The organism is Arthrobacter sp. MMS18-M83 (assembly GCF_026683955.1).
Lineage (GTDB): Bacteria > Actinomycetota > Actinomycetes > Actinomycetales > Micrococcaceae > Arthrobacter.
Genome location: NZ_CP113343.1, coordinates 1,946,910 through 1,971,176, shown reverse-complemented (window position 1 = coordinate 1,971,176; position 24,267 = coordinate 1,946,910). Strand labels below are relative to the sequence as shown.

At 64.2% G+C, this 24,267-nt stretch carries 21 protein-coding genes; 15 read left to right on the top strand and 6 right to left on the bottom strand.

What is annotated here, in order from left to right; all coding sequences use genetic code 11:
• Positions 1–13: 13 nt before the first annotated feature.
• Entirely contained in the window at positions 14–340 is a 327-nt protein-coding gene (locus OW521_RS09230; RefSeq protein ID WP_268024771.1) for a hypothetical protein, read from the bottom strand.
• Positions 341–510: 170 nt separating this feature from the next.
• On the opposite strand from OW521_RS09230, the gene OW521_RS09225 reads away from it, so the two are divergent.
• Together OW521_RS09225 and OW521_RS09220 are read left to right on the top strand one after the other, a co-directional pair.
• Complete coding sequence (locus OW521_RS09225; protein WP_268024769.1) at positions 511–1,551, top strand: hypothetical protein; 1,041 nt, start codon at positions 511–513, stop codon at positions 1,549–1,551.
• Between the two features lie 122 nt (positions 1,552–1,673).
• Positions 1,674–2,426 carry a DUF998 domain-containing protein gene (locus OW521_RS09220; protein WP_268024767.1) on the top strand — a complete coding sequence of 251 codons (753 nt, stop codon included), beginning with the start codon at positions 1,674–1,676 and terminating at the stop codon, positions 2,424–2,426.
• Here OW521_RS09220 and OW521_RS09215 read toward each other — a convergent pair.
• Positions 2,395–3,021, bottom strand: coding sequence for a hypothetical protein (locus OW521_RS09215; protein ID WP_268024765.1), 627 nt, complete (start codon positions 3,019–3,021; stop codon positions 2,395–2,397). The two genes, OW521_RS09220 and OW521_RS09215, sit on opposite strands and share 32 nt — an antisense overlap.
• Before the next feature lie 33 nt (positions 3,022–3,054).
• On the opposite strand from OW521_RS09215, the gene OW521_RS09210 reads away from it, so the two are divergent.
• From OW521_RS09210 to OW521_RS09155, 12 genes are all read left to right on the top strand, one after another.
• Positions 3,055–3,897 carry an inositol monophosphatase family protein gene (locus OW521_RS09210; RefSeq protein WP_268024763.1) on the top strand — a complete coding sequence of 281 codons (843 nt, stop codon included), beginning with the start codon at positions 3,055–3,057 and terminating at the stop codon, positions 3,895–3,897.
• Positions 3,898–4,105: 208 nt separating this feature from the next.
• Entirely contained in the window at positions 4,106–6,742 is a 2,637-nt protein-coding gene (pcrA, locus tag OW521_RS09205) for a DNA helicase PcrA (protein ID WP_268024761.1), read from the top strand.
• 284 nt (positions 6,743–7,026) lie between these two features.
• On the top strand, positions 7,027–8,196 hold the full coding sequence (gene sucC, locus OW521_RS09200; protein ID WP_268024759.1) for an ADP-forming succinate--CoA ligase subunit beta: 1,170 nt from the start codon (positions 7,027–7,029) through the stop codon (positions 8,194–8,196).
• A 13-nt stretch (positions 8,197–8,209) separates the two neighbouring features.
• Positions 8,210–9,112 carry a succinate--CoA ligase subunit alpha gene (sucD, locus tag OW521_RS09195; RefSeq protein ID WP_268024732.1) on the top strand — a complete coding sequence of 301 codons (903 nt, stop codon included), beginning with the start codon at positions 8,210–8,212 and terminating at the stop codon, positions 9,110–9,112.
• A gap of 350 nt (positions 9,113–9,462) precedes the next feature.
• Complete coding sequence (locus tag OW521_RS09190; protein ID WP_268024730.1) at positions 9,463–9,867, top strand: tautomerase family protein; 405 nt, start codon at positions 9,463–9,465, stop codon at positions 9,865–9,867.
• Between the two features lie 208 nt (positions 9,868–10,075).
• A complete protein-coding gene (gene iolC / locus OW521_RS09185) occupies positions 10,076–11,098 on the top strand; it encodes a 5-dehydro-2-deoxygluconokinase (RefSeq protein WP_268024728.1) in 1,023 nt (340 codons plus the stop codon).
• Positions 11,095–12,006, top strand: coding sequence for a Cgl0159 family (beta/alpha)8-fold protein (locus tag OW521_RS09180; RefSeq protein ID WP_268024726.1), 912 nt, complete (start codon positions 11,095–11,097; stop codon positions 12,004–12,006). Before iolC ends, OW521_RS09180 begins: the two co-directional genes overlap by 4 nt.
• Positions 12,007–12,037: 31 nt before the next feature.
• The gene (gene iolD / locus OW521_RS09175; protein WP_268025787.1) at positions 12,038–13,966 is read left to right on the top strand and encodes a 3D-(3,5/4)-trihydroxycyclohexane-1,2-dione acylhydrolase (decyclizing); all 1,929 of its coding nucleotides are present in this window, start codon (positions 12,038–12,040) and stop codon (positions 13,964–13,966) included.
• Between the two features lie 43 nt (positions 13,967–14,009).
• Complete coding sequence (locus OW521_RS09170) at positions 14,010–15,518, top strand: CoA-acylating methylmalonate-semialdehyde dehydrogenase (RefSeq protein WP_268024724.1); 1,509 nt, start codon at positions 14,010–14,012, stop codon at positions 15,516–15,518.
• Positions 15,519–15,627: 109 nt separating this feature from the next.
• Positions 15,628–16,539 carry a sugar phosphate isomerase/epimerase family protein gene (locus OW521_RS09165; RefSeq protein WP_268024722.1) on the top strand — a complete coding sequence of 304 codons (912 nt, stop codon included), beginning with the start codon at positions 15,628–15,630 and terminating at the stop codon, positions 16,537–16,539.
• Positions 16,540–16,587: 48 nt separating this feature from the next.
• Complete coding sequence (locus OW521_RS09160) at positions 16,588–17,601, top strand: Gfo/Idh/MocA family protein (RefSeq protein WP_268024720.1); 1,014 nt, start codon at positions 16,588–16,590, stop codon at positions 17,599–17,601.
• A gap of 86 nt (positions 17,602–17,687) precedes the next feature.
• Positions 17,688–18,560 carry a sugar phosphate isomerase/epimerase family protein gene (locus OW521_RS09155; RefSeq protein ID WP_268024718.1) on the top strand — a complete coding sequence of 291 codons (873 nt, stop codon included), beginning with the start codon at positions 17,688–17,690 and terminating at the stop codon, positions 18,558–18,560.
• Between the two features lie 2 nt (positions 18,561–18,562).
• Here OW521_RS09155 and OW521_RS09150 read toward each other — a convergent pair whose 3' ends face one another.
• The 4 genes from OW521_RS09150 to OW521_RS09135 form a co-directional block, all read right to left on the bottom strand.
• The gene (locus OW521_RS09150) at positions 18,563–20,230 is read right to left on the bottom strand and encodes a SulP family inorganic anion transporter (RefSeq protein ID WP_268024716.1); all 1,668 of its coding nucleotides are present in this window, start codon (positions 20,228–20,230) and stop codon (positions 18,563–18,565) included.
• Positions 20,227–20,607, bottom strand: a complete 381-nt coding sequence (locus tag OW521_RS09145) for an ArsR/SmtB family transcription factor (RefSeq protein WP_268024714.1) — start codon at positions 20,605–20,607, stop codon at positions 20,227–20,229. The genes OW521_RS09150 and OW521_RS09145 overlap by 4 nt, the downstream gene beginning before the upstream one ends.
• Before the next feature lie 153 nt (positions 20,608–20,760).
• Positions 20,761–21,780, bottom strand: coding sequence for a sugar phosphate isomerase/epimerase family protein (locus tag OW521_RS09140; protein ID WP_268024712.1), 1,020 nt, complete (start codon positions 21,778–21,780; stop codon positions 20,761–20,763).
• Positions 21,777–22,955, bottom strand: coding sequence for a Gfo/Idh/MocA family protein (locus OW521_RS09135; protein WP_268024710.1), 1,179 nt, complete (start codon positions 22,953–22,955; stop codon positions 21,777–21,779). The genes OW521_RS09140 and OW521_RS09135 overlap by 4 nt, the downstream gene beginning before the upstream one ends.
• A 157-nt stretch (positions 22,956–23,112) precedes the next feature.
• Between OW521_RS09135 and OW521_RS09130 the strand changes: the two genes are divergently transcribed.
• Entirely contained in the window at positions 23,113–24,123 is a 1,011-nt protein-coding gene (locus tag OW521_RS09130) for a LacI family DNA-binding transcriptional regulator (protein WP_268024708.1), read from the top strand.
• Positions 24,124–24,267 lie beyond the last annotated feature (144 nt).

Below are 24,267 nucleotides of genomic sequence, written 5' to 3'. Positions count from 1 at the left end.
CTTTCAGGTATTGCTAGTTGGACGGGGTGGAGTTGGGCCACCAGCCGGTGGCCTGAGGCGAACCCTGAGTGGTGGAGTTGGGCCACCAGCCAACGGCCTGGGCCGAACCCTGGGTTGCGGCGTTGGGCCACCAGCCAGTGGCTTCTGCCGAGTTCTGGGCGAAGTTGGGCCACCAGCCAGTGGCTTCCGTCGAGTTGTGGGCGAAGTTCGGCCACCAGCCAGTGGCTATGGACGAGTCGTTTGAGGGACTCTCGCTGCTTGCGGAAACGGCTGCCGAGCCGGAAATTCCGGCAAGCAAGATTGCTGCGGCAGCGAGGAGAGCGGCGATAGTTCTTTTCATGCGGAAGCTCCTGATATGAGTGACTGATGCGACTGGAGTGAACGAAGTGAAGCATGCTCATTATAAGAGTAGCGACACGCCGTGTCATCAGTGTTCGTCCGCGCGGTACAGAAACATGCTAAACGCTCGCCTGAATCATCGGCGGAGTGTCTCAGAGACATAATGGACCCATGGGAGAAAAGAAGGTTGCGCCGTCGTACGCCGCCGCTGAACTGCAGGCGAGGGGGCACCGGGCCAGCCACGACTTCGCTAAGGCCGCCGATGGTGCGCGCTCGGCCGCTGATATTGCCCTTGATGAGGGCGATTCCACCGGGTGGTGGAACATGACTTTCCTTCAAGCGGAGAATCTGCTCGACGCAGGTGATTTCGCTGCGAGCACTGAGCTGGCGAGGTCCCTTTTTGAGGCATCGTTGGCTGCGGCTTCACCCCAACACCGGGCCCGGGCACTCATTTTGATGGCGAATTCCCTGCGGGGTGAAGGGCTCCTTGAGATAGCCACCTCGGCTGCGGCGTCGGCAGTTGGACTGGTCGATGATGACGCCGACATGGAAATCGACGTCCATGCCAGGCAGGCACTGATTGCCGCGTTTGGCGAGTCCGGCAAGCTGGAGGAGGCCTGGGAGGAGTGCTTGTCCCTCTCGGCAAGAATCTCCGATGAAATGGATGACCAGCTAGCCGGCAAGGCGTACTGGGTGATCGGCAATGTGGCCTTCCTTTGCGACAAGGTCGATGAAGGGCTCCACTACCATGAGCTTGCAGCGGAAACCTTTTCCCCTTCCCGGAACCTTGATGTCTGGGCCAAATTCAACAAGGCATCGGCAGCGATGAGGCTGGCCGCCGAAGTGGCAGATGCCGCCACCCTGCGGTGCATTGAACGGGCGGAGCTTGCCACGGATGTGGTGGGCGGCAACGAAGAGGAAATTCTCCTGCTTCGGCTCAACCGCGCGCATTGGACCTACCTCGCGGGCGACGCCGGCGCGGCAATCGAGTTGCTGGACGAACTCAGGGGCCGTGCCGACCAACTGCCACCGCAGATGGCAGGCGAAATATTCCTCTTAATGGCCCGTGCCCAAGCCGATACCGGGAGCAAGCAGTCAGCAAGGGAAAGCCTGCTCGAAGCGGCTGACCGATTCGACAAAGCCGGCGCCCACCAGCGTGCGCTCCAAGCCCGGGAGATGCTAGCCCCGGAAACCGGTCCGGAACAGGAGTAACGCCCGCGGACCGGGGGCCCCTTCGTTTCGGAGCGTCTTCTTTCCCGGGTCTTCGTTCCCGCACCACGGGCGGCTATTCTGGCGCTATGACGACGGCGGGCCCCCCGCGGGCCGGGAACCCTTTGTCCGAAGAACGTGGTTTGCTCCCGGACATCGCCGGAAGACGCGAGCTGGTGGGGGCATGGGCCTCCCTCAGCCTCATCCACTACTTCATTGTTGAAGCCGCCGCCATGGCCGCTTGGCAAGGCACTCCTGGCTACGATCGCCGCGCCTATGTCATCAGCGACCTCGGCGCAGCCAAGTGCGGGCAGTTCAACGGCCACGAGGTCTGTTCGCCACTGAACTGGCTCATGAACGCCTCCTTCGTCCTGCAAGGCCTTGCCATGGTGCTAGGTGCCGTGCTGCTGAGCTCGGCGGTGTTGTCCGTGGCTGCGCAACCGGGGCAGCGATACGTCCGTTCCGGCCCCGGAAAGGTACCGTGGCTTGCTGCCTGTGCTGTGCGCGTACTGGTGCTGGTGGCCGGCATCGGCCAAACCATCGTGGGACTGGTTCCGGAGGACACTGCGCTGGCTTGGCACTTGACGGGAGCGGGGCTGTATTTCATTGCGGGACCGCTGGCACTGGCATTGCTGGGCCTGGTATGGCTGCGACGGACCACGATGTCCTGGATGGTGCTGCTCTTCGGTGTGGTGTCCTCGGGCGCAACGATTTTTGTCCTTGCTTCGGCGCTGCGCGTGGACGAGCCCGGCGCCATCGAACGAACCATGGCCTACCCGATCATCCTCGGGCTCTCGCTCGTTGGCCTGGTGGTGGCGCAGCGAGTGCATCGGGAACGCAGGATCGTCAGGCGCTCGTTGAACGCCGACGCCCCATAAACACAGCCGCGCCGCCAGCAAAAATGCTTAGCAGGAAAAGCACCCAGCCCAAGACAGTGAGCATGGACGCCAAAGCCACCTGTCCGGCGTCGGGCACGGCCGATCCCAGCGCAGCGTCAACCGCAACGTTGCTCCACAACCGGACCACCGCGAACAGCAGGGGAGCCGCCCACAGAATCCAACGCAGTGCCTTGCCGGCCACGTTGGTGCCGATGAGCAGAAGCCAGGTGAAGCCGAAGATCAGCGGAAAAAGGGTTCCCGCGGTTTTGTGGATGTAGCTGAGCTGGCCACGGGCGTCATCGTTCATCGCGGAGTGCAACTGCTGGATGTAATCCGTGGAGAATCCGCCAATGAGGGAATCAGGCATGGCCATGCCGCCCGACAACTGGGTCATCTGGTTGAGGGTCAGGAGATGCACGTACCAGAACAGCAAAAGGCTGGCCACGACCCCGGCGATCACCACGAGCTTCGCGTTGCTTTGTGCTTTCTCGGGGGACCGCTGCGTGGTGGGATTGACCACTGACGGCAAGTGGTGCTGCGGGACGGCAGCGTTGGCGCCGTGTTTCTTGATGCGTTGGGCAGGGGTCTTGGCCATATGAATCATTATCCAGCCACATAAGCTGGACTCATGACCACAGGCAGGCACTCCGCCACAGAACTTGACCCATCGCTGGACGACTACGAACTGGCTGCTGCCCTGGTCCGGGAAGCCGGGCAACTTGCCCTGCTGATGCGGATGGGCGGGTTGCAGGGAGAACGCAAGACCTCGGTTTCGGACGTGGTGACCGCCGCGGACCATGCGGCCGAGGCCTATGTCCTTGAGCAACTGCGCCGCTGCCGTCCGGACGACGGCATCCTTGGCGAAGAGGGAAGCTCGGTGGCAGGAACCAGCGGCCGCATGTGGGTGATCGACCCTGTGGACGGTACCTACAATTTCCTGCACGGCTCCACGTACTGGTGCTCGGCGATCGCCTTGAAGCACGAGCGGCCGGCATCGCACGGTGTCGCCTCGGATCCCGACGTCATCCTCGGAGCCATCTACCAGCCCGAGTTGGACAAGCTCTGGATTGGCGGGGAAGGCCACCCCGCAGTGCTCAACGATGAACGGATCTCCGGACCGTCGGGGGCGGACCTCAGTGAACTCGGCGCCGCTACCTACATCCACCCCAAGTGGCTGGCCGATCCCCGCGCTGCGATGCCATGGCACGCCGCAGCGGTGTCCACAGCCTCGCTGCGCATGTTCGGATCCGGCTCCTGCGATCTCGGCAGGGTGGCCGACGGTGAACTGGGCTGCTGGTTCCAACACAGCTGCCCCGAGTGGGACTGGCTCCCCGGCAAGGCGATCGTCCGCGCGGCCGGCGGGGACACCGACGTCGTGCGCGTCAACGGCCTCGATTGGTTCATCGCCGGAGGCGCGACGGCGGTCCGCGAGTTGCGCGTGGCGCTCACCTCGGTGCCGCAACTCATGTGAGCATGCTCTCTCCTTAGCATTCGGGTTGGACATAGTGCTCGGGTTCCACCGAGCATGCGCTCTCCTTGGTGTGAGGGGTGGACATAGCGCTGTTATGTCCAGTGGTTCAAGCGAAGAAGGGGCATGTCCCTTCGGGTGGATTGGCCAGGGCTCGTGAGTGGTATCCGGACATCCGGTGTCAGAGCCACCGCCTAGACTGGTAAACACCATGGATATGTTGTTTGACCCGTACGCGGATGGCCCTTTCAAAGTTGCCAGCAAAGCTGCCACCAAGGCCGCCCCTGCCATGCTTTCGCGCGCCGGAGGTGGGATGCCGGACTTCGAACGAGGCTTGCCCGACGCCAGCGGCCAGCTTGGGCACGACGCCGGATCCGGTGCGCCCGGTGACGGTGCGCCCGGACCCGGTGCACCCGGTGGTCGCGCGTCCGGCGGAGTGTCCTGGGGCGGTACGCCCGGCGGTGATGCGGCCAGTGGTGGACACGGTCGGGGCCACTCGGGCCTGCCGTCCGCCGAGGCACTGCTTCAGGGGTTGAACCCGCAGCAAGAGGAAGCCGTCAAACATGCCGGCAGCCCTTTGCTGATCGTGGCCGGCGCAGGTTCGGGCAAAACCCGCGTGCTATCAAACCGCATTGCCTACTTGATCGCCACGGGTCGGGCCCATCACGGCGAGATCCTGGCCATCACGTTCACCAACAAGGCAGCCGCGGAAATGCGGGAACGCATCGAAGCCTTGGTAGGCGGCCGCGCCAAAACCATGTGGATCTCCACCTTCCACTCCTCCTGCGTGCGCATCCTGCGCCGGGAGGCTGCCAACGTCGGGCTAAACTCCAACTTCTCCATCTACGATTCCGCCGACTCCCTGCGGCTCATCACGCTCGTCGCCAAGAACCTGGACATCGACCCCAAGAAGTTCGCCCCCAAGGCCATCCAGCACAAGATCTCGGCCCTCAAAAACGAGCTCATCGACGACGACGCGTTCGCCTCCAGCGCCAACTACAACGAACCCTTCGAGCAGGCCGTGGCCGAGGTTTTCAAGGGCTACACCCAGCGCCTGCGCCAGGCCAACGCCATGGACTTCGACGACCTCATCGCGCAGACCGTCTACATGTTCCGTGCCTTCCCCGCGCTCGCAGAGTCCTATCGCCGCCGTTTCCGGCACGTCCTCGTGGACGAATACCAGGACACCAACCATGCCCAGTACGCCTTGGTCCGCGAAATCGTCGGCGAGGGTCCCCACGCGAGCGAGCTCACCGTCGTCGGCGACTCGGACCAATCCATCTACGCCTTCCGTGGTGCGGACATCCGCAACATCGTCGAATTCGAGAACGACTACCCGGAAGCCCGCACCATCAAGCTGGAGCAGAACTACCGTTCCACGCAGAACATCCTGAGTGCGGCGAACTCCGTTATTTCACGCAACCCGAACCGTCCGGATAAGAAACTTTGGACGGCCGAAGGCGACGGCGAGAAGATCATCGGCTACGTGGGGGAGAACGAGCACGACGAGGCCCAGTTCATCGCCAAGGAAATCGACCGGCTCCAGGACGAGGACGGACTGCGTCCCGGCGATGTCGCCATCTTCTACCGCACGAATGCCCAGTCCCGCTCCATTGAAGACGTCTTGGTCCGCGTGGGCCTGCCGTACAAAGTGGTAGGTGGCACCCGATTCTACGAACGCAAGGAAATCAAGGACGCCCTCGCGTACCTTCGCGTCCTGGTGAACCCGGACGACGACGTCAATTTGCGTCGCGTCCTCAACGAACCCAAGCGGGGGATCGGCGACCGCGCCGAGGGCGCCGTGGCGGCTTTGGCCGAGCGTGAGCGCACCTCGTTCATGGCGGCGGCGCGCAAGGCGGACCAGGCTCCCGGCATGGCCACCCGCTCCGTGAACGCGGTCCTGGGCTTCGTGAAGCTCCTGGATGACCTAGCCGAGGTGGCTTCCGGATCGGGGGCTGCGGCCGCCCTTGAGGCCGTCCTCGAACAAACCGGGTACCTTGCGGGGCTTCGCGCCAGTACGGACCCGCAGGACGAATCGCGCGTGGAAAACCTCGCCGAATTGGTGGCCGTGGTGCGCGAATACGAGCGTGACAACCCCGAAGGCTCGCTGGGGGAGTTCCTTGAGCAAGTCTCGCTCGTGGCCGACGCCGACCAAATCCCGGACGCCCCGGAGGGATCCTCCGAGGACGCAGCCGCCGCAGTGGCAGAGGCCAAGCGGATGGGCGTGGTCACGCTTATGACCCTCCACACGGCCAAGGGCCTGGAATTCCCGGTGGTCTTCCTGACCGGCATGGAACACGGGCTCTTCCCGCATCAGCGCTCCGCAACGGACCCCAAGGAACTGGCAGAAGAGCGCCGCCTGGCCTATGTGGGCCTTACCCGTGCCCGGAAGCGCCTGTACGTGACCCGCTCAGAAGTCCGCAGCATGTGGGGCCAGAGCCAATACAACCCCGCCAGCCAGTTCCTTGAGGAGATCCCGAACGAACTCGTGGAGTGGAAGCGCGAAGGCACCTCCCGCCAGGTCAGCGGCTGGGGCAACGCGCCCATCGGTTCCGGGCGTTACGGCGGTTCCTTCTGGGGTGCGGGCACCTCCCGCGGGGCCGCCGCTAGCCCAACTGCCGGCTTCAACGCCGACGTGCCTGCCGCCGTCGCACGCAACCGTGTCCAGCCGCAAAAGGAAGTGGTGGCCGTCGTCGTGGGGGACAAAGTGAACCACACCAGCTTCGGCAACGGCACCGTGATCGGCGTCGAGGGCGCCGGTGACAAGACTGTGGCGAAGGTGAAGTTCGACGTCGGGGAGAAGCGACTCCTGTTGCGTTACGCGCCGCTGACCAAACTGGATTCCTAGCGACCAACTGCGTCCTGTCGTCCTAGAAATGCGTTTGCTCGATGCTCGGGAAAACCGCGTCATATAGCGGTTTTTCTACGGTCGATAGAAGTGTGTGGTTACTCACTTAACGGGTACTGTAGAACCGGCTGGCCTCCCCGGGGGGCTAAAGTTCGAGAGGAACTTGCGCAATGTGACCGGCTGCTTGGCGGCCGTTCGATGCGCACCTATCCGCAGCCGGTTCTCGCGGTCACCGTGGTTTCCGGCTGTACAGAAACTACTTCGACGTAGAAGGACACTAAACCGTGGACCTGTTTGAATATCAGGCGCGCGATATGTTCGAAGCGCACGGTGTACCCGTGCTCGCCGGCATCGTGGCGCACACTCCTGAAGAAGCAAAGGCTGCAGCCGAGAACATTGGCGGCGTGACCGTCGTCAAGGCGCAGGTAAAGGTCGGTGGCCGTGGCAAGGCTGGCGGTGTGAAGGTCGCAAAGTCCGCTGACGAAGCGCTCGAGCACGCCACCAACATCCTTGGCATGGACATCAAGGGCCACACCGTCAACAAGGTCATGATCGCCCAGGGCGCAGACATTGCTGAGGAATACTACTTCTCCGTCCTTCTGGACCGGGCCAACCGCAACTACCTGGCCATGTGCTCCGTTGAAGGCGGCATGGAAATCGAGCAGCTCGCCGTAGAACGCCCCGAGGCCCTCGCCAAGGTTGCCATCGACCCCGCAGTCGGAATCGACCAGGCAAAGGCCGACGAAATCGTTGCCGCTGCAGGTTTCTCCGAGGAACTGCGCGGCAAGGTCGCCTCCGTCATCCTCAAGCTCTGGGACGTCTTCAAGAAGGAAGACGCAACCCTGGTTGAGGTCAACCCCCTGGTCAAGACGGGTGCGGGCGACATCGTTGCCCTCGACGGCAAGGTCTCGCTGGACGAGAACGCTGGCTTCCGCCACCCCCACCACGCCGAACTTGAGGACAAGGACGCAGCTGACCCGCTCGAGGCAAAGGCCAAGGAGCAGGATCTCAACTACGTGAAGCTTGACGGCTCGGTTGGCATCATCGGCAACGGCGCCGGTCTTGTGATGTCCACCCTCGACGTCGTTGCTTACGCAGGCGAAAACCACGGCAACGTCAAGCCCGCCAACTTCCTGGACATCGGCGGTGGAGCTTCCGCTGAGGTCATGGCCGCCGGCTTGGACGTCATCCTTGGCGACGAGCAGGTCAAGAGCGTTTTCGTGAACGTCTTCGGTGGCATCACCGCGTGTGACGCTGTGGCAAAGGGCATCGTCGGCGCACTTGCCGAGCTTGGCGTCCACGCCAACAAGCCGCTGGTTGTCCGACTCGACGGCAACAACGTCGAAGAGGGCCGCCGCATCCTGGCCGAGGCCAACCACCCGCTGGTTACCCTGGCAGCCACCATGGACGAGGGCGCCGACAAGGCCGCCGAACTCGCCAACGCAGCGAAGTAAGGGACGCAAGACTATGTCTATCTACCTCAACAAGGACTCCAAGGTCATCGTCCAGGGCATCACCGGCGGCGAAGGCACCAAGCACACCTCCCTGATGCTCAAGGCCGGCACCAACATCGTCGGTGGCGTCAACGCCCGCAAGGCAGGCACCACGGTGGTGCACGGCGGCAAGGATATCACCGTCTTCGGCACTGTGAAGGAAGCCATCGCGGAGACTGGCGCGGACGTCTCGATCGTCTTCGTTCCGCCGGCATTCACGAAGTCTGCCGTGGTTGAGGCCATCGAAGCAGGCATCGGCTTGGTCGTTGTCATCACCGAAGGCGTGCCGGTTCAGGATTCCGCCGAGTTCTGGGCACTCGCCCAGGCCACGGTGGACGCTGACGGCAAGCAGGTCACCCGCATCATCGGGCCGAACTGCCCCGGTATCATCACCCCGGGCGAAGCCCTGGTTGGCATCACCCCGGCAAACATCACGGGCAAGGGCCCCATCGGCCTGGTTTCCAAGTCCGGTACCTTGACCTACCAGATGATGTACGAACTGCGCGACCTCGGTTTCTCCACTGCCATCGGCATTGGTGGCGACCCCGTCATCGGTACTACCCACATCGACGCCCTGGCTGCGTTCGAGGCTGACCCGGAGACCAAGGCAATCGTCATGATCGGCGAAATCGGTGGAGACGCTGAAGAGCGCGCAGCCGACTTCATCAAGGCCAACGTCACCAAGCCGGTTGTCGGCTACGTTGCTGGCTTCACCGCCCCCGAGGGCAAGACCATGGGCCACGCAGGCGCCATCGTCTCCGGCTCTGCGGGTACGGCGCAGGCCAAGAAGGAAGCCCTCGAAGCTGCAGGCGTGAAGGTCGGCAAGACGCCGTCCGAGACCGCCAAGCTGCTCCGCGAGGTCTTTGCGACCCTCTAGCACCACGGCAGGGCCCTTTCGGCGGCGCCTGTCACCTTCCATGTGAAGGTGACAGGCGCCGTCGTCGTTTAACCGTTGGACGGCCGGTGATCGTTGGCCACGACCCACGCTCGCTCACGTTTGAAGGCTTTTGGCCGCACGCTCGCTCACGTCTTGTGAGCGAGCGTTGGCGGTTAGGGCCTGCTAGGTGAGCGGGCGTTGGCGGGGAAGGGCGGTTATCTGAGCGAGCGTTGGCGGTTAAGGCCGGATAGGTGAGCGAGCGTTGCAGGGGGAGGGGTGTTAGGACCAAGGCTTGTGGCCCGAATCGATAGTTTGTTAGTATGTCAGGACAAACTATCTCAGGAGAGCATATGCCCCTCGTCCGCATCGACGTCAACGAAGGCCGTACGCCGGAGCAGCTCGGCGAACTCAGCAAGCGAATCCATCACGCCATCCTTGCCGAGTACGGCATCCCGGAGCGTGACTACTTCCATGTCATCACCGAGCATCCCCGGGGCCAGATCTTCGCCCAGGATGCCGGGCTTGGTTTTGAACGAAGTTCCGGGGTGGTCATGATCCAGATATTCACCCAAGGCGGGCGTAGTCGCGAAGCAAAGCAATCTTTGTTCGCTGCCATTGCCGCCCAGCTCGGCGAGATTGGTGTTGCCGGCGAGGATGTCTTCCTCGGTTACGTGGAAAATACCGCCGATGATTGGTCCTTCGGCTTTGGTCGCGCCCAGTATGTCACTGGAGAGCTCGCCGTTCCTACCCGGTAACTCCGTCGGTTTGGCGCGGATTCAGGCGTACGCCGCGCAGTAGTTTAGGCCATCACGTTTCGTTGTAAATATGTCAGTACAAACCTTTGACAGGACATGAATTCTGGTGCAAAGTAGTGCTGTGGCCCCGCTCGTGCGGGCCGGCAAAAGCACCGGAGCTCTCACCGTCCCGCAAGAAGAGTTCACTACAGAAAGGTCCGCGATCACCGTGACCCACGAACTGCTCACCATCGGGCGCATCAGCGTTGATATCTACCCGAACGACATCGGTGTGGGACTGGAGGACGTGCAATCCTTCGGCAAGTATCTTGGCGGCTCGCCGTCCAACGTGGCCGTCGCTGCTGCCCGCCACGGCCGCCGCAGCGGCGTCATCACGCGTACGGGCGACGACCCTTTCGGCATCTACCTGCACCGCGAGCTGCGCAAGTTCAAGGTCGACGACGCTTTCGTCACCCCGGTGCCGGGCCTTCAAACGCCGGCCACCTTCTGCGCGATCCAGCCTCCGCACGACTTCCCGTTGTACTTCTACGGACGGTTCCCGACGGCGCCGGACCTGCAGATCAAGGCCGAGGAACTCGACCTGGACGCCATTAAGGACGCCGGCATCTTCTGGTCCACGGTGACCGGCCTCTGCCAGGAGCCTAGCCGCTCCGCCCATCTGGCAGCTCACGAAGCCCGGCCGCGCACCGGCTTGAGCCAGGGCCAGTACACCATCCTGGATCTGGACTACCGGCCCATGTTCTGGGCGTCTGAGGACGAGGCCCGGGCAGAGGTCGCCAAGATCCTGCCCCACGTCACCGTGGCCATCGGCAACGACAAGGAATGTGCCGTGGGCGTGGGCGAAGGAACACCGGACGAGCAGGCCGACCGCCTCCTGGCCGCGGGCGTCGAGATCGCCGTCGTCAAGCTTGGCCCCGAAGGTGTCATGGCCAAAACCCGCACGGAACGCGTCGTCTCCGCACCGGTCCCCGTTGAGACTGTCAATGGCCTGGGCGCGGGTGACTCCTTCGGCGGCGCTTTTTGCCACGGCCTGCTGTCCGGCTGGCCTTTGGCCCAGATCCTGGACTACGCCAACGCTGCAGGCGCGATTGTCGCCTCCCGGCTTTCTTGCGCCGACGCGATGCCGACGCCGGAGGAAGTCACCTCGTTGCTCGCCGAACGCGGCCGCCTGACCCCGGCCGGCACCAATCCAGCTTCTCACGCAGCAGTTTCAGAAGGAGCAACACGTTGAGCTTCAATGATGATCCCCGCCGTTACGAGCACCTGAGTGCGCTCCGGCTTGAAGATCCCGACGCCGTTGCTCGCGCCGCCGCCGCACGTCGCCGCCATCCGGGGCTGAAGTACGGGACCCAGAATTTCATCGTGGCGGCCGACCACCCGGCCCGCGGCGCCCTGAGTGTCGGTGCTGATCCGGTGGCGATGGCGGACCGCCGGACCCTGCTGGACCGGCTGCAGATCGCTTTGGCGAATCCCGCCGTCGACGGGGTCCTGGCGTCACCGGACATCATGGACGACCTGCTCCTGCTGGGTGCGCTCGAAGGCAAGCTCGTCTTCGGTTCGATGAACCGCGGCGGCCTCGCCGGACTAGTCAACGAAATCGACGACCGCTTCACGGGCCATACCGCAGCCGCCTTGGACGCCCTCGGCGCCGATGGCGGCAAGATGCTCACCCGCATCTGCCTTGGCGACCCGGATACGGCGTCGATCCTGGAAGCCACTGCCAAGGCCGTGGACTCCCTCGCGGCGCGCAAGTTGATCGCCATGGTGGAGCCCTTCCTGTCCGTCCGTGAGGCAAACGGCAAGGTCCGCAACGACCTCTCGCCGGATGCCGTCATCAAGTCCGTCGCGATCGCGCAGGGCCTGGGCTCCACGAGCGCCTACACCTGGATGAAGCTGCCTGTCGTGGCCGAGATGGAACGGGTCATGGCCGCCACCACGCTGCCCACAGTCCTGCTCGGCGGGGATCCGGACGCAGGCCAGGATGAGGTCTTCGCAAGTTGGCAGGCCGCGCTTGCCTTACCCGGAGTCCAAGGCTTGACTGTGGGACGGACCCTTTTGTATCCGGCCGACGGAGACGTGGCCGGTGCAGTGGCTACGGCCGCCTCGCTGCTGAAGTCACCTGCGAAAGTATCGGAATAGACCCATGGGGAAAAATATGTCAACGCGCAGAATGACGGTCGCCCAGGCGGTTGTCGAGTTCCTGTCCAAGCAGTACACGGTGGATTCCGTGGGCGGGAGTGAGTACCGGGAACGCCTGATTCCGGGCACCTTCGGGATCTTCGGCCACGGCAACGTCGCCGGTGTGGGCCAGGCACTCAAGCAGTACCAGCAGCTCGATCCGAGCATCATGCCGTATTACCAAGGCCGCAACGAGCAGGCCCAGTCGCACCAGGCCGTTGGCTACGCCAGGCACACGCGCCGCCGCCAGACCTTCGCGATCAGCACCTCGATCGGGCCCGGTTCCTCGAACCTGCTGACCGGCGCTGCGCTGGCCACCACCAACCGGCTGCCGGTCCTGCTGCTGCCGAGCGATACCTTCGCCACCCGTGCAGCTGACCCCGTGCTGCAGCAGCTCGAGCTGCCCTACGCCTACGACATCACGGTCAACGACGCCTTCCGTCCGCTGTCCAAGTTCTTCGACCGGGTGTCCCGTCCGGAGCAGTTGTTCTCGGCATTTCACCACGGCCTGCGCGTCCTGACAGACCCGGCCGAGACCGGCGCGGTGACCATTTCGCTGCCGCAGGATGTCCAGGCCGAGGCCTTGGATGTTCCGGAGGAGTTCCTCGCCGAGCGTGAGTGGCGGATCCGCCGGCCCGAAGCGGACGACGACGACATCCGCCGCGCCGCCGAGGCCATCCGTGCCGCCAAACGTCCGCTCATCATCGCCGGCGGCGGGGTCCTGTACGCGTTCGCCAACGAGGAACTCGCCAAGTTCGCCGAACTGACCGGCATCCCGGTGGGCAACACCCAAGCTGGCGTCGGCGTCCTGCCGTGGGACCACCAGTTCTCGCTGGGAGCCATTGGCTCCACGGGCACGACGGCGGCGAACGCCATCGCGGCCGTTGCTGACGTGATCATCGGCATCGGTACCAGATATGAGGACTTTACGACGGCGTCGCGCACTGCTTTCCAGAACCCCGATGTCAAGTTCATCAACATCAACGTGGCCGCGATCGACGCCTACAAGCACGGCACCACGCTGCCGATCGTCGCGGACGCCCGCAAGGCCCTGGTCAAGCTGAACCAGGCGCTCGGCGGATACCGTGTGGGCGCGGACCTGGAGCAGAAGATCGCGGCGGAGAAGAAACGCTGGAACGCGATCGTGGACGAGGCCTTCGACACCCGCCACACCCCGCTGCCGGCGCAGAACGAGATCATCGGCGCTACCAGCCGGGCCATGGAAAAGCAGGACGTTGTCATCTGCGCCGCTGGTTCCCTGCCCGGCGACCTGCACAAGATGTGGCGCGTCCGGGATCCGTTCGGCTACCACGTGGAGTACGCCTACTCCTGCATGGGCTACGAGATCCCCGGCGGCCTGGGTGTCAAGCGTGCCGCCCTGGCGGAGGCAGCAGCAGGCGGCGAGAAGCGCGACGTCGTGGTCATGGTGGGGGACGGCTCCTACCTGATGATGCACACCGAACTGGTCACCGCCGTCGCCGAACGCATCAAGCTGATCGTGGTCCTGATCCAGAACCACGGCTACGCCTCCATCGGCTCGCTCTCCGAGTCGCTGGGCTCCCAGCGCTTCGGCACGCAGTACCGGGTCCTGGACAAGGAACAGCACTCCTTCGACGCCGGCGAGAGGCTGCCCATCGACCTTGCCCTTAACGCCGAAAGCCTCGGCGCGAAGGTTATCCGGATCGAACCGGGGGAGAAGGTCATCGCCGAACTGGAACAGGCCATCCGCGACGCGAAGGCGGCACCGGAGGAGTCCGGGCCGATCGTCATCCACGTCGAATCGGACCCCTTGCTGGACGCTCCGAGCTCCGAATCCTGGTGGGACGTTCCCGTCTCGCAGGTCTCCGAACTCGAATCCACCCAGCAGGCCTACCAGACGTACACAGACCACAAGAACCGGCAGCGCAAGCTGCTCGGCTAAGCCCCTCAAGCTCCCTTCAAGCAACAGACAAGGAAGTCCGCACATGTCGACGACCACACTGACCACCATCAAGCATTTCATCAACGGTGTTGAAACTGCCGGCGCAGGCGATCGCAGCCAGCCGGTCTACAACCCGGCCACCGGCGCAGTCTCCGCGGAGCTGCGCCTGGCGAACCGGGCCGATCTTGACGCCACCGTTGCCGCCGCCAAGGCCGCCAGCGAAAAGTGGGGCGATTTCTCCCTGGCCAAGCGCACCGCGGTCCTGTTCAAGTTCCGCGAACTCGTCGCCTCCCACGTGGACGAACTCGCGGCCCTGATCACGGCAGAGCACGGCAAGGTCATTTCCGATGCGAAGGGCGAGATCGGCCGTGGCCTGGAAGTCATCGAATTCGCCTGCGGCATCCCGCAACTGCTCAAGGGCGACTACTCGGACCAGGTCTCCACCGGGATCGACGTGTTCTCCTTCCGCGAGCCGCTCGGCGTCGTCGCCGGCATCACCCCGTTCAACTTCCCGGTCATGGTGCCGCTGTGGATGGCACCCATGGCGATCGCCACCGGCAACGCGTTCATCCTCAAGCCCTCCGAACGCGACCCCTCCGCGTCCATGCTCCTGGCCAAGCTCTGGAAGCAGGCCGGCCTGCCCGACGGCGTGTTCCAGGTCTTGCACGGCGACAAGGAAACCGTCGATGGCCTCCTGACCCACCCGGACGTGGACGGCATCTCCTTCGTCGGCTCCACCCCGATCGCCCGGTACGTCCACGAAACCGCCACCGCGCACGGCAAGCGGGTCCAAGCCCTGGGCGGCGCGAAGAACCACGCGATCATCATGCCCGACGCCGACCTGGACAACGCGGCCGACCACCTGGCCGCAGCCGCCTTCGGTTCCGCGGGCGAACGCTGCATGGCCATCTCTGTCGCGGTCGCCGTCGGCGATGCCGCCGAGCTGCTGGTCAAGAAGGTCGAAGAACGCGCGCTGGCCGTGAAGGTCAAGAACGGCACCGAGCCCGACGCCGAAATGGGCCCGGTCATCACTCCGGCCTCCAAGGAACGCATCGTGCGGATCGTCACCGAAGCCGAAGCCGCGGGCGCGGCGATGGTCGTTGACGGCCGCGACCTGGTGGTCCCGGGCCACGAGGACGGCTTCTGGGTCGGCCCCACCGTCATCGACCACGTCAAGACCGAAATGACCGCTTACACGGAGGAAATCTTCGGACCCGTCCTGGTGGTGGTCCGCGTGGGCGACCTGGACGAGGGCATCAGGCTCATCAACTCCAACCCCTACGGCAACGGCACCGCCATCTTCACGTCCTCCGGTGCCAACGCCCGCAAGTTCCAGCGCTCCGTGACTGTGGGTATGGTGGGTATCAACGTGCCCCTGCCGGTTCCGGTGGCCTACCACTCCTTCGGCGGGTGGAAGGCCTCGCTGTTCGGCGACAAGCACATCTACGGTCCGGAAGGCGTGTCCTTCTACACCCGTGGCAAGGTAGTCACGTCCCGCTGGCCCGAACCCACCCACGCCTCCGGCGCCTCCTACAACTTCCCCTCCAACTAGGCCCTCCCACCCAACTAGCTCGCAGTAGTTGTCGTTATGAGCCCTCATAACGACAACAAATGCGAGTCAGTTGGGCCGGCCGAGCGCCGTTTTGAACAAGGATTGAGCAATGACAGAGAACAAACTCATCATCGGCACGGCCCCGGACTCCTGGGGCGTCTGGTTCGCGGATGACCCCAAGCAGACCCCGTGGGATCGTTTCCTGGACGAAGTGGCTGAGTCCGGCTACAAATGGATCGAACTTGGCCCCTACGGCTACTTGCCGAACGACCCCGCCCGCCTTGCCGAGGAACTCAAGCAGCGCGACCTCAAGGTCACAGCTGGAACGGTCTTCACCGCCTTCCACCGCGGTGCCGCTCAGTACGAGGAAGCCTGGGAGCCGGCACGCAAAGTCGCGGAGTTGACCGCGGCCATGGGCGGCGAGCACATCGTGGTCATTCCGGCCATGTGGCGCGACGACGTCACGGGCGAGGCTGTAGAGAGCGGCGAACTGTCGCAAGAGCAGTGGAACGATCTGTTCGCAGGCCACAACCGCATGGGCAAGGTGCTGCTGGAGGACTTCGGCCTGAAGCAGCAGTTCCACTCCCACGCAGATTCCCACGTTGGAGCCCAAGCCGACATCGAGCACCTGCTCGCCGAAACCGATCCGCAATACCTGAACCTGTGCCTGGACACTGGACACGCCGAATATTGCGGGGCGTCCAGCCTTGAACTGATCAAGAACTACCCGGACCGCATCGGCTACCTGCACCTGAAGCAGATCAACCCGGATGTCCTGAGACAAGTCAATGAGGAGAACATGACCTGGGCCGCAGCCAACCTGGCCGGTGTCATGACCGAACCGCCGAGCGGTCTCCCGGACCTGCGCGCCGTCATCGAGGCCGTTGAAGGACTCAACCGCCCGATCTTTGGCATTGTGGAGCAGGACATGTACCCCGTGGCCCTCGACGTCCCCATGCCCATCGCCAAGCGCACCCGCAACTACCTGCTCTCGTGCGGCTCCCGCACCACCGTGCAGTAGGACAGAACCCCCTTAACCTCGCAGGCACTGACAACTAAGGACAGAACATTGACTGACATTCTCCGCGTGGCCGTCATCGGCGCAGGCCGCATGGGCGCCGACCACATCAAGCGGCTCAGCACCCGGATCCACGGCGCTGAAGTAGCCGCCGTCGTCGACGTCGACCTCTCCCGCGCACAGGCCGCCATCGCAGGGATCGACGGCGCCGTGGCCCTCGCCAGTGCCGAAGAGGCCCTCAACAACGGCGACGTCAACGCCGTTCTGATTGCCACCCCGGGGTTCCTGCACGAGGAAATCCTCTACAAGGCGCTGGAGAAGGACTTCCCCATCCTCTGCGAAAAACCGCTCACCCCGGATGCCGAGAGTGCCTGGAAAGTTGTCAAGGCCGAAACGGCGCTCGGCCACAAGCGCATCCAGGTGGGCTTCATGCGCCGCTTCGACGCCGAATACGCCGCCCTGGGCTCGGTGATCCGCGACCATGAACTCGGCGAGCTGCTCATGCTGCACCACCAGCACCGCAACCCGACCACGCCGCCGGGCTTCACCAATGAGATGCTCATCAACGACTCCGTGGTCCACGAATTCGATGCCATCCGTTTCTTCACCGGTGAGGAAATCACGTCGGTCCAGGTCCGTCTGGGCAAGGCAACGCGCAACGCCCCGAGCGGCCAGCACGACCCCCAGCACGTCCTGATCGAGACCGAGTCCGGCGTCCTGGCCGACGTCGAAATCTACGTCAACGCCAAGTTCGGCTATGAAGTCGCGACCCAGGCGTCCTTCGAGGACGGCATCGTGAACATCGGTGGCGACGGCGGTCCTTACGTCCGCAGCGCTGGCCGCTGGGGCGGCAAGGTCACGCCCGGCTTCGAAGAGCGCTTCGGTGCCGCGTACGACGTCGAGGTCCAGGCTTGGGTGGACGCCGCCCGCCGTGGCGAAATCGGCGGTCCTACCGCCTGGGATGGGTACGCCACCGCCGCTTGCTGCGAAGCAGGCGTCGAGGCCCAGAAGTCTGGCGAAAGAGTCGCCGTACAGCTCAACAGCAAACCCGATCTGTACAAGTAATATCTCAGCGATCGCGAGGAAGGGTGGCTGGCCGGCAGCGGAGCGGCCGGCCACCCTTTTCGCAGAATCACCACAAAGGAGTGACCATGAAGATTGCCCTCGATCCCACCCCGTTCCACCACACCCACAGCCTGCTGGAATTTCCGCGGCTCGCCGCCGATCTCGGCTACAAATACCTCCAGCTGACCCCGCATGCCGATTTCATCCCGTTCTTCAACCACCCCAAGGCTGACGCCGAGCTCGTGGGCCAGCTAAAGAAGGCCTGCAAGGACGCCGACGTCGAGATCGCCTCGGTGCTTCCCGTGCTGCGTTGGTCCGGGCCCGATGAGGACGCCCGCGAGGCCGCCGTCCGCTACTGGAAGCGCGCCATCCAGATCACCGTTGATCTCGGCGTGCAGACCATGAACACCGAATTCAGCGGGCGTCCGGAAAAGGCCGAGGAGTCCGAGAGGGCCTTCTACCGCTCCATGGAAGAGCTCCTTCCGATCATCGAGCGCGAGGGCCTGGACGTCCTCATCGACCCGCACCCGGACGACTTCGTGGAGGATGGGCTCGCCGCGCTCCGCGTCATCCGTGGCGTGAACTCGCCCAACATCGGCATGGTCTACGTTGCCTCCCACACCTTCCACATGGGCAACAAGCCGCTCGACATCATGCGGGCCGCGGGGGACAAGCTGCGCCTCGTCCACGTGTCTGACACGATGGACCACCACGCCTCCCACGGCCTGCGCTACATCACCAACCCGCCCGGCAACGCCATACGCGTGCACCAGCACCTGAAGATCGGCGACGGCGACGTCAACTGGGACGAGTTCTTCGGCGGACTGAAGGAAATCGGCTTCCTGGACAAGGGGAACACGGTCATGGTGTCCAGCGTCTTCGCCGAGGACGACAATGCCAACGAGGTCTCCCGGTACCAGCTGGAGACTATGGGCAAGTACATTTCCAAAGTCCAGTAGGGCTACGGGTTCTTGTCGGGGTTGTGGGTGGCGCGTGCGCTGGCGGCGCGGGCGACGTGGCTCCGGGCGTGTTCCACGGCGGGGGCCAGTTCGGTGAACAGGTGTTTGTGGTGGCGAAGGGAGTCCAGGACCCCCACCTGGGTGACGAGCCGAAGGTGTCGCTCCTGGATCCCTTTGATCAGCACGGTGGTTCCGCGGCGTTCTAGAGCCTGGACGATGTCTGTGATTGTTCTGGCCCCGGTTGCGTCCAGGATCTGCAGTTGCGACATGCGGATGATCACGACGTCGACGTTCCGGATGGCGCTGACCCGCTCGAGGACGCGCTCGGCGGCAGCGAAGAACAGGGCCCCGTCGAGCCGGAACACGGCGATGTGCTCGTCCCCTTCGTGGACCGGGCCGGGGATTTCCTCCCGGTGCACCCCGCTGGACCGGACCAAGGCACGCAGGGCGAAGAAGGCGGCGACCGCGATCCCGATTTCCACGGCTTGGATCAGGTCGAAGGACACCGTGATCAGCGCGGTGACGAAGAACACGACCGTGTCGGCGCGGGTTGATCCGATCACGCTGCGCAGCGTCTTGAGGGAGACCATGCGTGTCGCGGTGACCATCAGCACCCCGGCCAGCGCGGCAAGGGGGATGCGGGAAACCGGGCCGGTGGCCAGGTACACCACGGCCAGCAGGACCAGCGCGTGGGTTATGGCGGCGAGGCGTGTCCGGCCGCCCGAGCGAATGTTCACCGCGGTGCGGGCGATGGCACCTGTGGCTGGCATGCCGCCGAAGAATCCGGACGCGACGGACGCCAGGCCCTGGCCCAGGAGCTCACGGTCCGCGTCGTAGGGGCCGGTATCGGAGATCGACGCCCCGACCCGTGCCGAGAGCAGCGACTCGATCGCGGCCAGGGCCGCGATCGTGGCCGCGGACCCGGCCAGTGCCGTGATCGTCGCCAGGTCCAGGGAGGGCATCATCGGGGCTGGCAGGGAAGCGGGCAGGGCTCCGATCCGGGTCACGGGCAGGTCGAGGAACTGCGCGGCCGCAGTGGCGATGATGATCGCGATGAGCGAGCCCGGGATCCGTGGGTGGATCCGCGGTGAGGCAACCATGATCACCGCCACCAGAGCTACCACGGCAACCGGGGCAAGAACCGAGGTTGGGGACACAGTGCCGATGGCCTGGATAGCCGAGACGACGGCGTTGCTGCTGGGCCCGGGTTTGGCGCCGAACGCGGCAGGGACCTGCTGCAGGAAGATGATTACCGCGATTCCGACGGTGAAGCCCTCGATCACCGGCCAAGGCAGGAGCGTCACGACCCGCCCGAGTTTGAGTAGCCCGGCGGCAACCACTATCACACCGGCAAGGACCGAGACTGCGGCCAGTGCACCGAGCCCGTGGGCGGCGATGACCGGGCCCAGAACCACCACCATGGCGCCGGTGGGTCCGGAGACCTGGATATTGGAACCACCGAAGACGGCCGCGATCACGCCGGCGATTACGGCGGTGATCAGTCCGCTCGCCGCACCCGCGCCGGAGCTGACACCGAACGCGAGGGCCAGCGGCAGCGCGACGATGCCGACGGTGACCCCGGCGACCAGGTCTCCTTTCCAGGTACGCGGCAGCAGCGCGTAATCCCGCCGTACGGGCAGGAAAGCCCGGGCCGCGACCAGGGCCTTCACCGGGTGCTGGCCGCTGCGGATGGAACGGGTGCAGTCGCTTCTGAGGACTCAAGCTGCGCCCGGGTGCTGTGCAGCATGTCGTTGAGCAGCAGTCTCGCCACGGAGAGGAGTTCCGCGACCTGTGGGTACGCCAAGGTGTAGAACATCTGCAATGCCCGTCGCTCTCCCTTGACGAGGTGATATCGACGCAGCACCGACAGATGCTGGGACAGGTGCGAAGCCTCCAGGCCCGTTGCGGCCAGAAGCTCTGTCACCGACACCTCGGGTGCCGCCGACAGCAGCTCCAGTACCCGGATCCTGACCGGGTGAGCCAGCCCCTTGAAAAGATTGGCCTTCACCTCGTACAGCGGTGCCCGGAAGTCCGCGAACTCTTCCATGACTGCCTCCTTGCCCGTTAGTACAAATCCTTGCTTGACTATTTTATGGATTCATCATCCAGCATACCAAGGACGGGAATGGAAGGCCTTGCGTGTCAGCGCCGAGGGCCCCATCCGATTTTTCGGATGGGGCCCTGTGATTCGGTGAACTGTCTAGGCCGTGACGTTCAGCGACGCCGAAAGCGCAGCGTCAGCATCGCGCAGGACCTTGGCTGCCACCTCGAGCCCTTCGATCCTGCCAAGGGAGGTGTCTTCGTGTTCGATGTTGACCAGCATGCCGGGATCCACCTCGTGGAGCGCACGCAGGAACTCGGTCCAGTACGCCGTGTCGTGCCCCCGGCCGAGGGCAACGAAGTCCCAGGCCGAGTTTTTGGGCCACTCGTTGGCCCATTCGTCGCCACCGAGGTTGGTGCGGCTTTCCTCCGGTGAGAGCCGGCGGAAGCTGTTGTCGAGGACGCCGTACAGAGCGGCATTCGAGCTGTTCACACGGACATCTTTCGCGGCGGCCTGGAAAACCAAGGGTCCGAGTTCGCGGACCACGGCAACCGGATCCATCTGCTGCCAGAACAGGTGCGAAGCGTCCAACTCGACGCCGACGTGCGTGGCGCCGGTCAGTTCGATGAGTTTGTGCACGTCGGCTGTGTTGAACACGATGTTCTGCGGGTGCAGCTCGAGGGCTACCTTCACGCCATGGTCAGCGGCCAGACGGTCAGTCTCGCGCCAGAACTTCGCGGCGATGTCCCACTGGTAATCCAACACATCCAAAGCCGCAGAATTCCAGGCGTTGACAATCCAGTTCGTCACGGTCGCGCCTGGCTCACCGCCGGGCAAGCCGGACATGGTCACCACCCGGTTCTGACCGAGACGTTCCGCGAGCCGGATGGACCGGCGGATGTCCTCGGCATGTTTCTCGCCGATCTCACGCTTCGGGTGCAGGGGGTTGCCGTTGCAGTTCAGGCCTGCAATGGCGACGCCGGTCCCCTCGAAGATCCCCAGGTAGTCGTCCCGCGCGGCATCCGATACCAGGATGTCGTCAAACGTGGGGACGTGCACGGCCGGCAGGAATCCGCCCGTGTTGATTTCGATTCCCGTGAGGCCCAGATCAGCGATGACCTTGAGGGCCTCCGGAAGCGGCCGGTCGTGCAGGATTGCGTTGTAGACGCCGAGTTTCATAGCGTGATCGTCTTTCCGCCGTTGAGCGCGGATTCCGTGACTGCGCCGAGCAGTTCCATGTTGCGCACTCCCTCGTCGAACGTGGCGCAGCGGGGGAGCGACTCAGATTCCGGCAAACCGGCAACCTCTTCGAGGAACGCGCGGGCCTGGTAGCCGAAGGCGTCGTTCTGGCCGAAGCCAACCTCGGGGGCGTCCATCGCGAGGCCGCCGGCGATGTAGGGGTGGCCCGGGCCGAGGATGACCTGGCGGTAGCCGTTCTCATTGCCGGAGCCATCGTTGAGGAACAGCTGGATTTCGGAGGGACGGCGCTGGTCGAACTTGGCCGCACCGTTCTCGCAGAACACTTCGAAGTTGAGGCTGTTGGCGTGTCCGGCTGCGACGCGGGAGACTTCAAAGCTGCCGGCGCCGTTTTCGAACTCTGCGTTGAAAGCCGCGTAGTCGTCGTTCTCCACGGCCTCGAAGGTGTCGCTGACAGCTGCGTGGTCGTGGCCCATGACGGCTGCGAGCGGCAGTGGGCGCTTGCCGATCACGGTGCTCAGGCGCCCGCCGCTGATGGACTTGATGTCGCCGCAGAGGAACTCGGAGACGTAGGCCAAGTGGCTTCCGACGTCGGCCAGTGCACCCGAGCCGGGGCCGCCCTTGTAGCGCCAGCTCATCGGAGCGGAAGGGCTGAAGCCGTAGTCGGTCCAGTAGCGGCCGCTGAAGTGCAGCACCTTGCCGAGGACCCCGGTGCGGATCAAGTCGCGGATGTAGGCGATGCCTGGCGTGCGGCGGAACGTGAAGCCAATGCGCGCGATGCTGGAAGCGTTGTTGGCTGCGTCCGCCATGGCGCGGGCATCCTCGAGGGAGTCGCTCAGCGGCTTCTCGCACAGGACGTGCTTGCCTGCGGCCAGGAGTCCCTCGACCACCTCGCGGTGGAGGGAATTCGCGATGACGACGCTCACGACGTCGATATCGTCCGCTTCTGCGATCGCCTGCCACGAGGTGTCATTGCGTTCGTAGCCAAAACGTCGGGCAGCGAGGGACCCGAACTCTGCGTTCACATCGCCGATGGAGACGAGGCGCACCGGCGGAAGCACGGGGCTGTAAAGGGCGGACGCTGTGCGGTATGCCGCCGCGTGTGCCTTGCCGGCCATTCCTGCGCCGATGACGGCGACCCCTAGGCTCTCAGCCATTGATTTCTCCTTCGAAATTCAGCCTGGGTGCCGAACACCCCTTTTGGCGTTTTGGAGCGCTACAATTTAGCACTGGACTCAAATCCTAATCATGTGAGTATGTCCTGTCAATGTCTTGCGAAAGCCCTTGACAACAGAGTAGAAAGGTTTGCGAATCGTGAGTGCGACCCGTCCCGAACCCCGCCGCCCGACCATCTATGACGTTGCCAAGCATGCCGGCGTCTCGCCGTCGTTGGTGTCCTTGGTCCTCCAGTCGCCGGAAAGGGTCAGTGACAAGCGCCGTGAAGCCGTCCGGGCGGCAATGTCCGAGCTCGGCTACCGCCCCAGCCGGGCCGCGACCACGCTTGCGAGCAATCGGACCAAGAGCATTGGCCTGCTGATTGACGACTACAGGAACCTCTGGTTCGTCGATCTCCTCAGGGGCATGGAGTCGGTTCTCTCGGAGCTCGGTTACCACGTGATGCTGGCCGACTCCCAGCCCGGCGAGAACCGCATCAAGGAAGCCGCCGACGGGTTGCTTGCCATGCATGTTGACGCGCTTGTCATCGCCGCGGAACCGAGCGAGTCCATGCTCGCCCGGACGTGGGTCCCTACAGTGGTGGCCGGGTGGCGCAAGGGGGTGCCGGCCGGCGCTGATCTCATAACGAACGACGACGACGGCGGGGGCGGCATGGCTGCTGACCACTTGTTGGGGCTCGGCCATACCCGCATCGGTCATCTCTCAGGGTCCGACGGCGCGTCAGCCCACCGGCGCGCCGGTTTCCGGCGGCAGATCCAGGCGGCCGGCGTCGAACTTCTAGTTGCCGAGTCCCAAGGCACCTCGGAGGAGGACGGTTACATTGCCGCCTCTTGGCTCCTGGACCACCATCCGGACGCGACCGCGATCTTCGCAGCCAATGACACCATGGCCGTGGGCGCCTTTGCCGCACTCAAGGCGCGCGGGCTGGGGGTGCCCGGCGACATATCGGTGATCGGCTATGACAACTCTCCGCTGGCCAAATCGAGGTACCTGGACATCACCTCGATCGACAACCGCAGCGACCTTGTCGGGATTGATGCTGCGCACAGGCTGCTCGCCAGGATTCAGGATCCTGCCATAAGTCCCCGGCAGACCTTGATCGATCCCGCCCTGGTTGTCCGCTCGACGACGGCCCGCGCGGCACGTTAGTCCCCACCGGCCCCCAGCCTTCGCAAGCCCAGGCAGGGGCCCACGTCATCAAACGAGCCTTCACGTAAAAACATCCTAATGTCAGGACAAAGTATTGACATCTGTGAGGCTAGTCACCATGATCTGTGTAGAGGGCTTTGAGCT

Bases quoted from the DNA above. Each gene is read 5' to 3' on its own strand.
- OW521_RS09230 (WP_268024771.1), bottom strand. From the start codon at position 340: ATGAAAAGAACTATCGCCGCTCTCCTCGCTGCCGCAGCAATCTTGCTT.
- OW521_RS09225 (WP_268024769.1), top strand. From the start codon at position 511: ATGGGAGAAAAGAAGGTTGCGCCGTCGTACGCCGCCGCTGAACTGCAG.
- OW521_RS09215 (WP_268024765.1), bottom strand. From the start codon at position 3,021: ATGGCCAAGACCCCTGCCCAACGCATCAAGAAACACGGCGCCAACGCT.
- OW521_RS09210 (WP_268024763.1), top strand. From the start codon at position 3,055: ATGACCACAGGCAGGCACTCCGCCACAGAACTTGACCCATCGCTGGAC.
- pcrA (WP_268024761.1), top strand. From the start codon at position 4,106: ATGGATATGTTGTTTGACCCGTACGCGGATGGCCCTTTCAAAGTTGCC.
- sucD (WP_268024732.1), top strand. From the start codon at position 8,210: ATGTCTATCTACCTCAACAAGGACTCCAAGGTCATCGTCCAGGGCATC.
- OW521_RS09190 (WP_268024730.1), top strand. From the start codon at position 9,463: ATGCCCCTCGTCCGCATCGACGTCAACGAAGGCCGTACGCCGGAGCAG.
- iolD (WP_268025787.1), top strand. From the start codon at position 12,038: ATGACGGTCGCCCAGGCGGTTGTCGAGTTCCTGTCCAAGCAGTACACG.
- OW521_RS09170 (WP_268024724.1), top strand. From the start codon at position 14,010: ATGTCGACGACCACACTGACCACCATCAAGCATTTCATCAACGGTGTT.
- OW521_RS09165 (WP_268024722.1), top strand. From the start codon at position 15,628: ATGACAGAGAACAAACTCATCATCGGCACGGCCCCGGACTCCTGGGGC.
- OW521_RS09155 (WP_268024718.1), top strand. From the start codon at position 17,688: ATGAAGATTGCCCTCGATCCCACCCCGTTCCACCACACCCACAGCCTG.
- OW521_RS09145 (WP_268024714.1), bottom strand. From the start codon at position 20,607: ATGGAAGAGTTCGCGGACTTCCGGGCACCGCTGTACGAGGTGAAGGCC.
- OW521_RS09140 (WP_268024712.1), bottom strand. From the start codon at position 21,780: ATGAAACTCGGCGTCTACAACGCAATCCTGCACGACCGGCCGCTTCCG.
- OW521_RS09135 (WP_268024710.1), bottom strand. From the start codon at position 22,955: ATGGCTGAGAGCCTAGGGGTCGCCGTCATCGGCGCAGGAATGGCCGGC.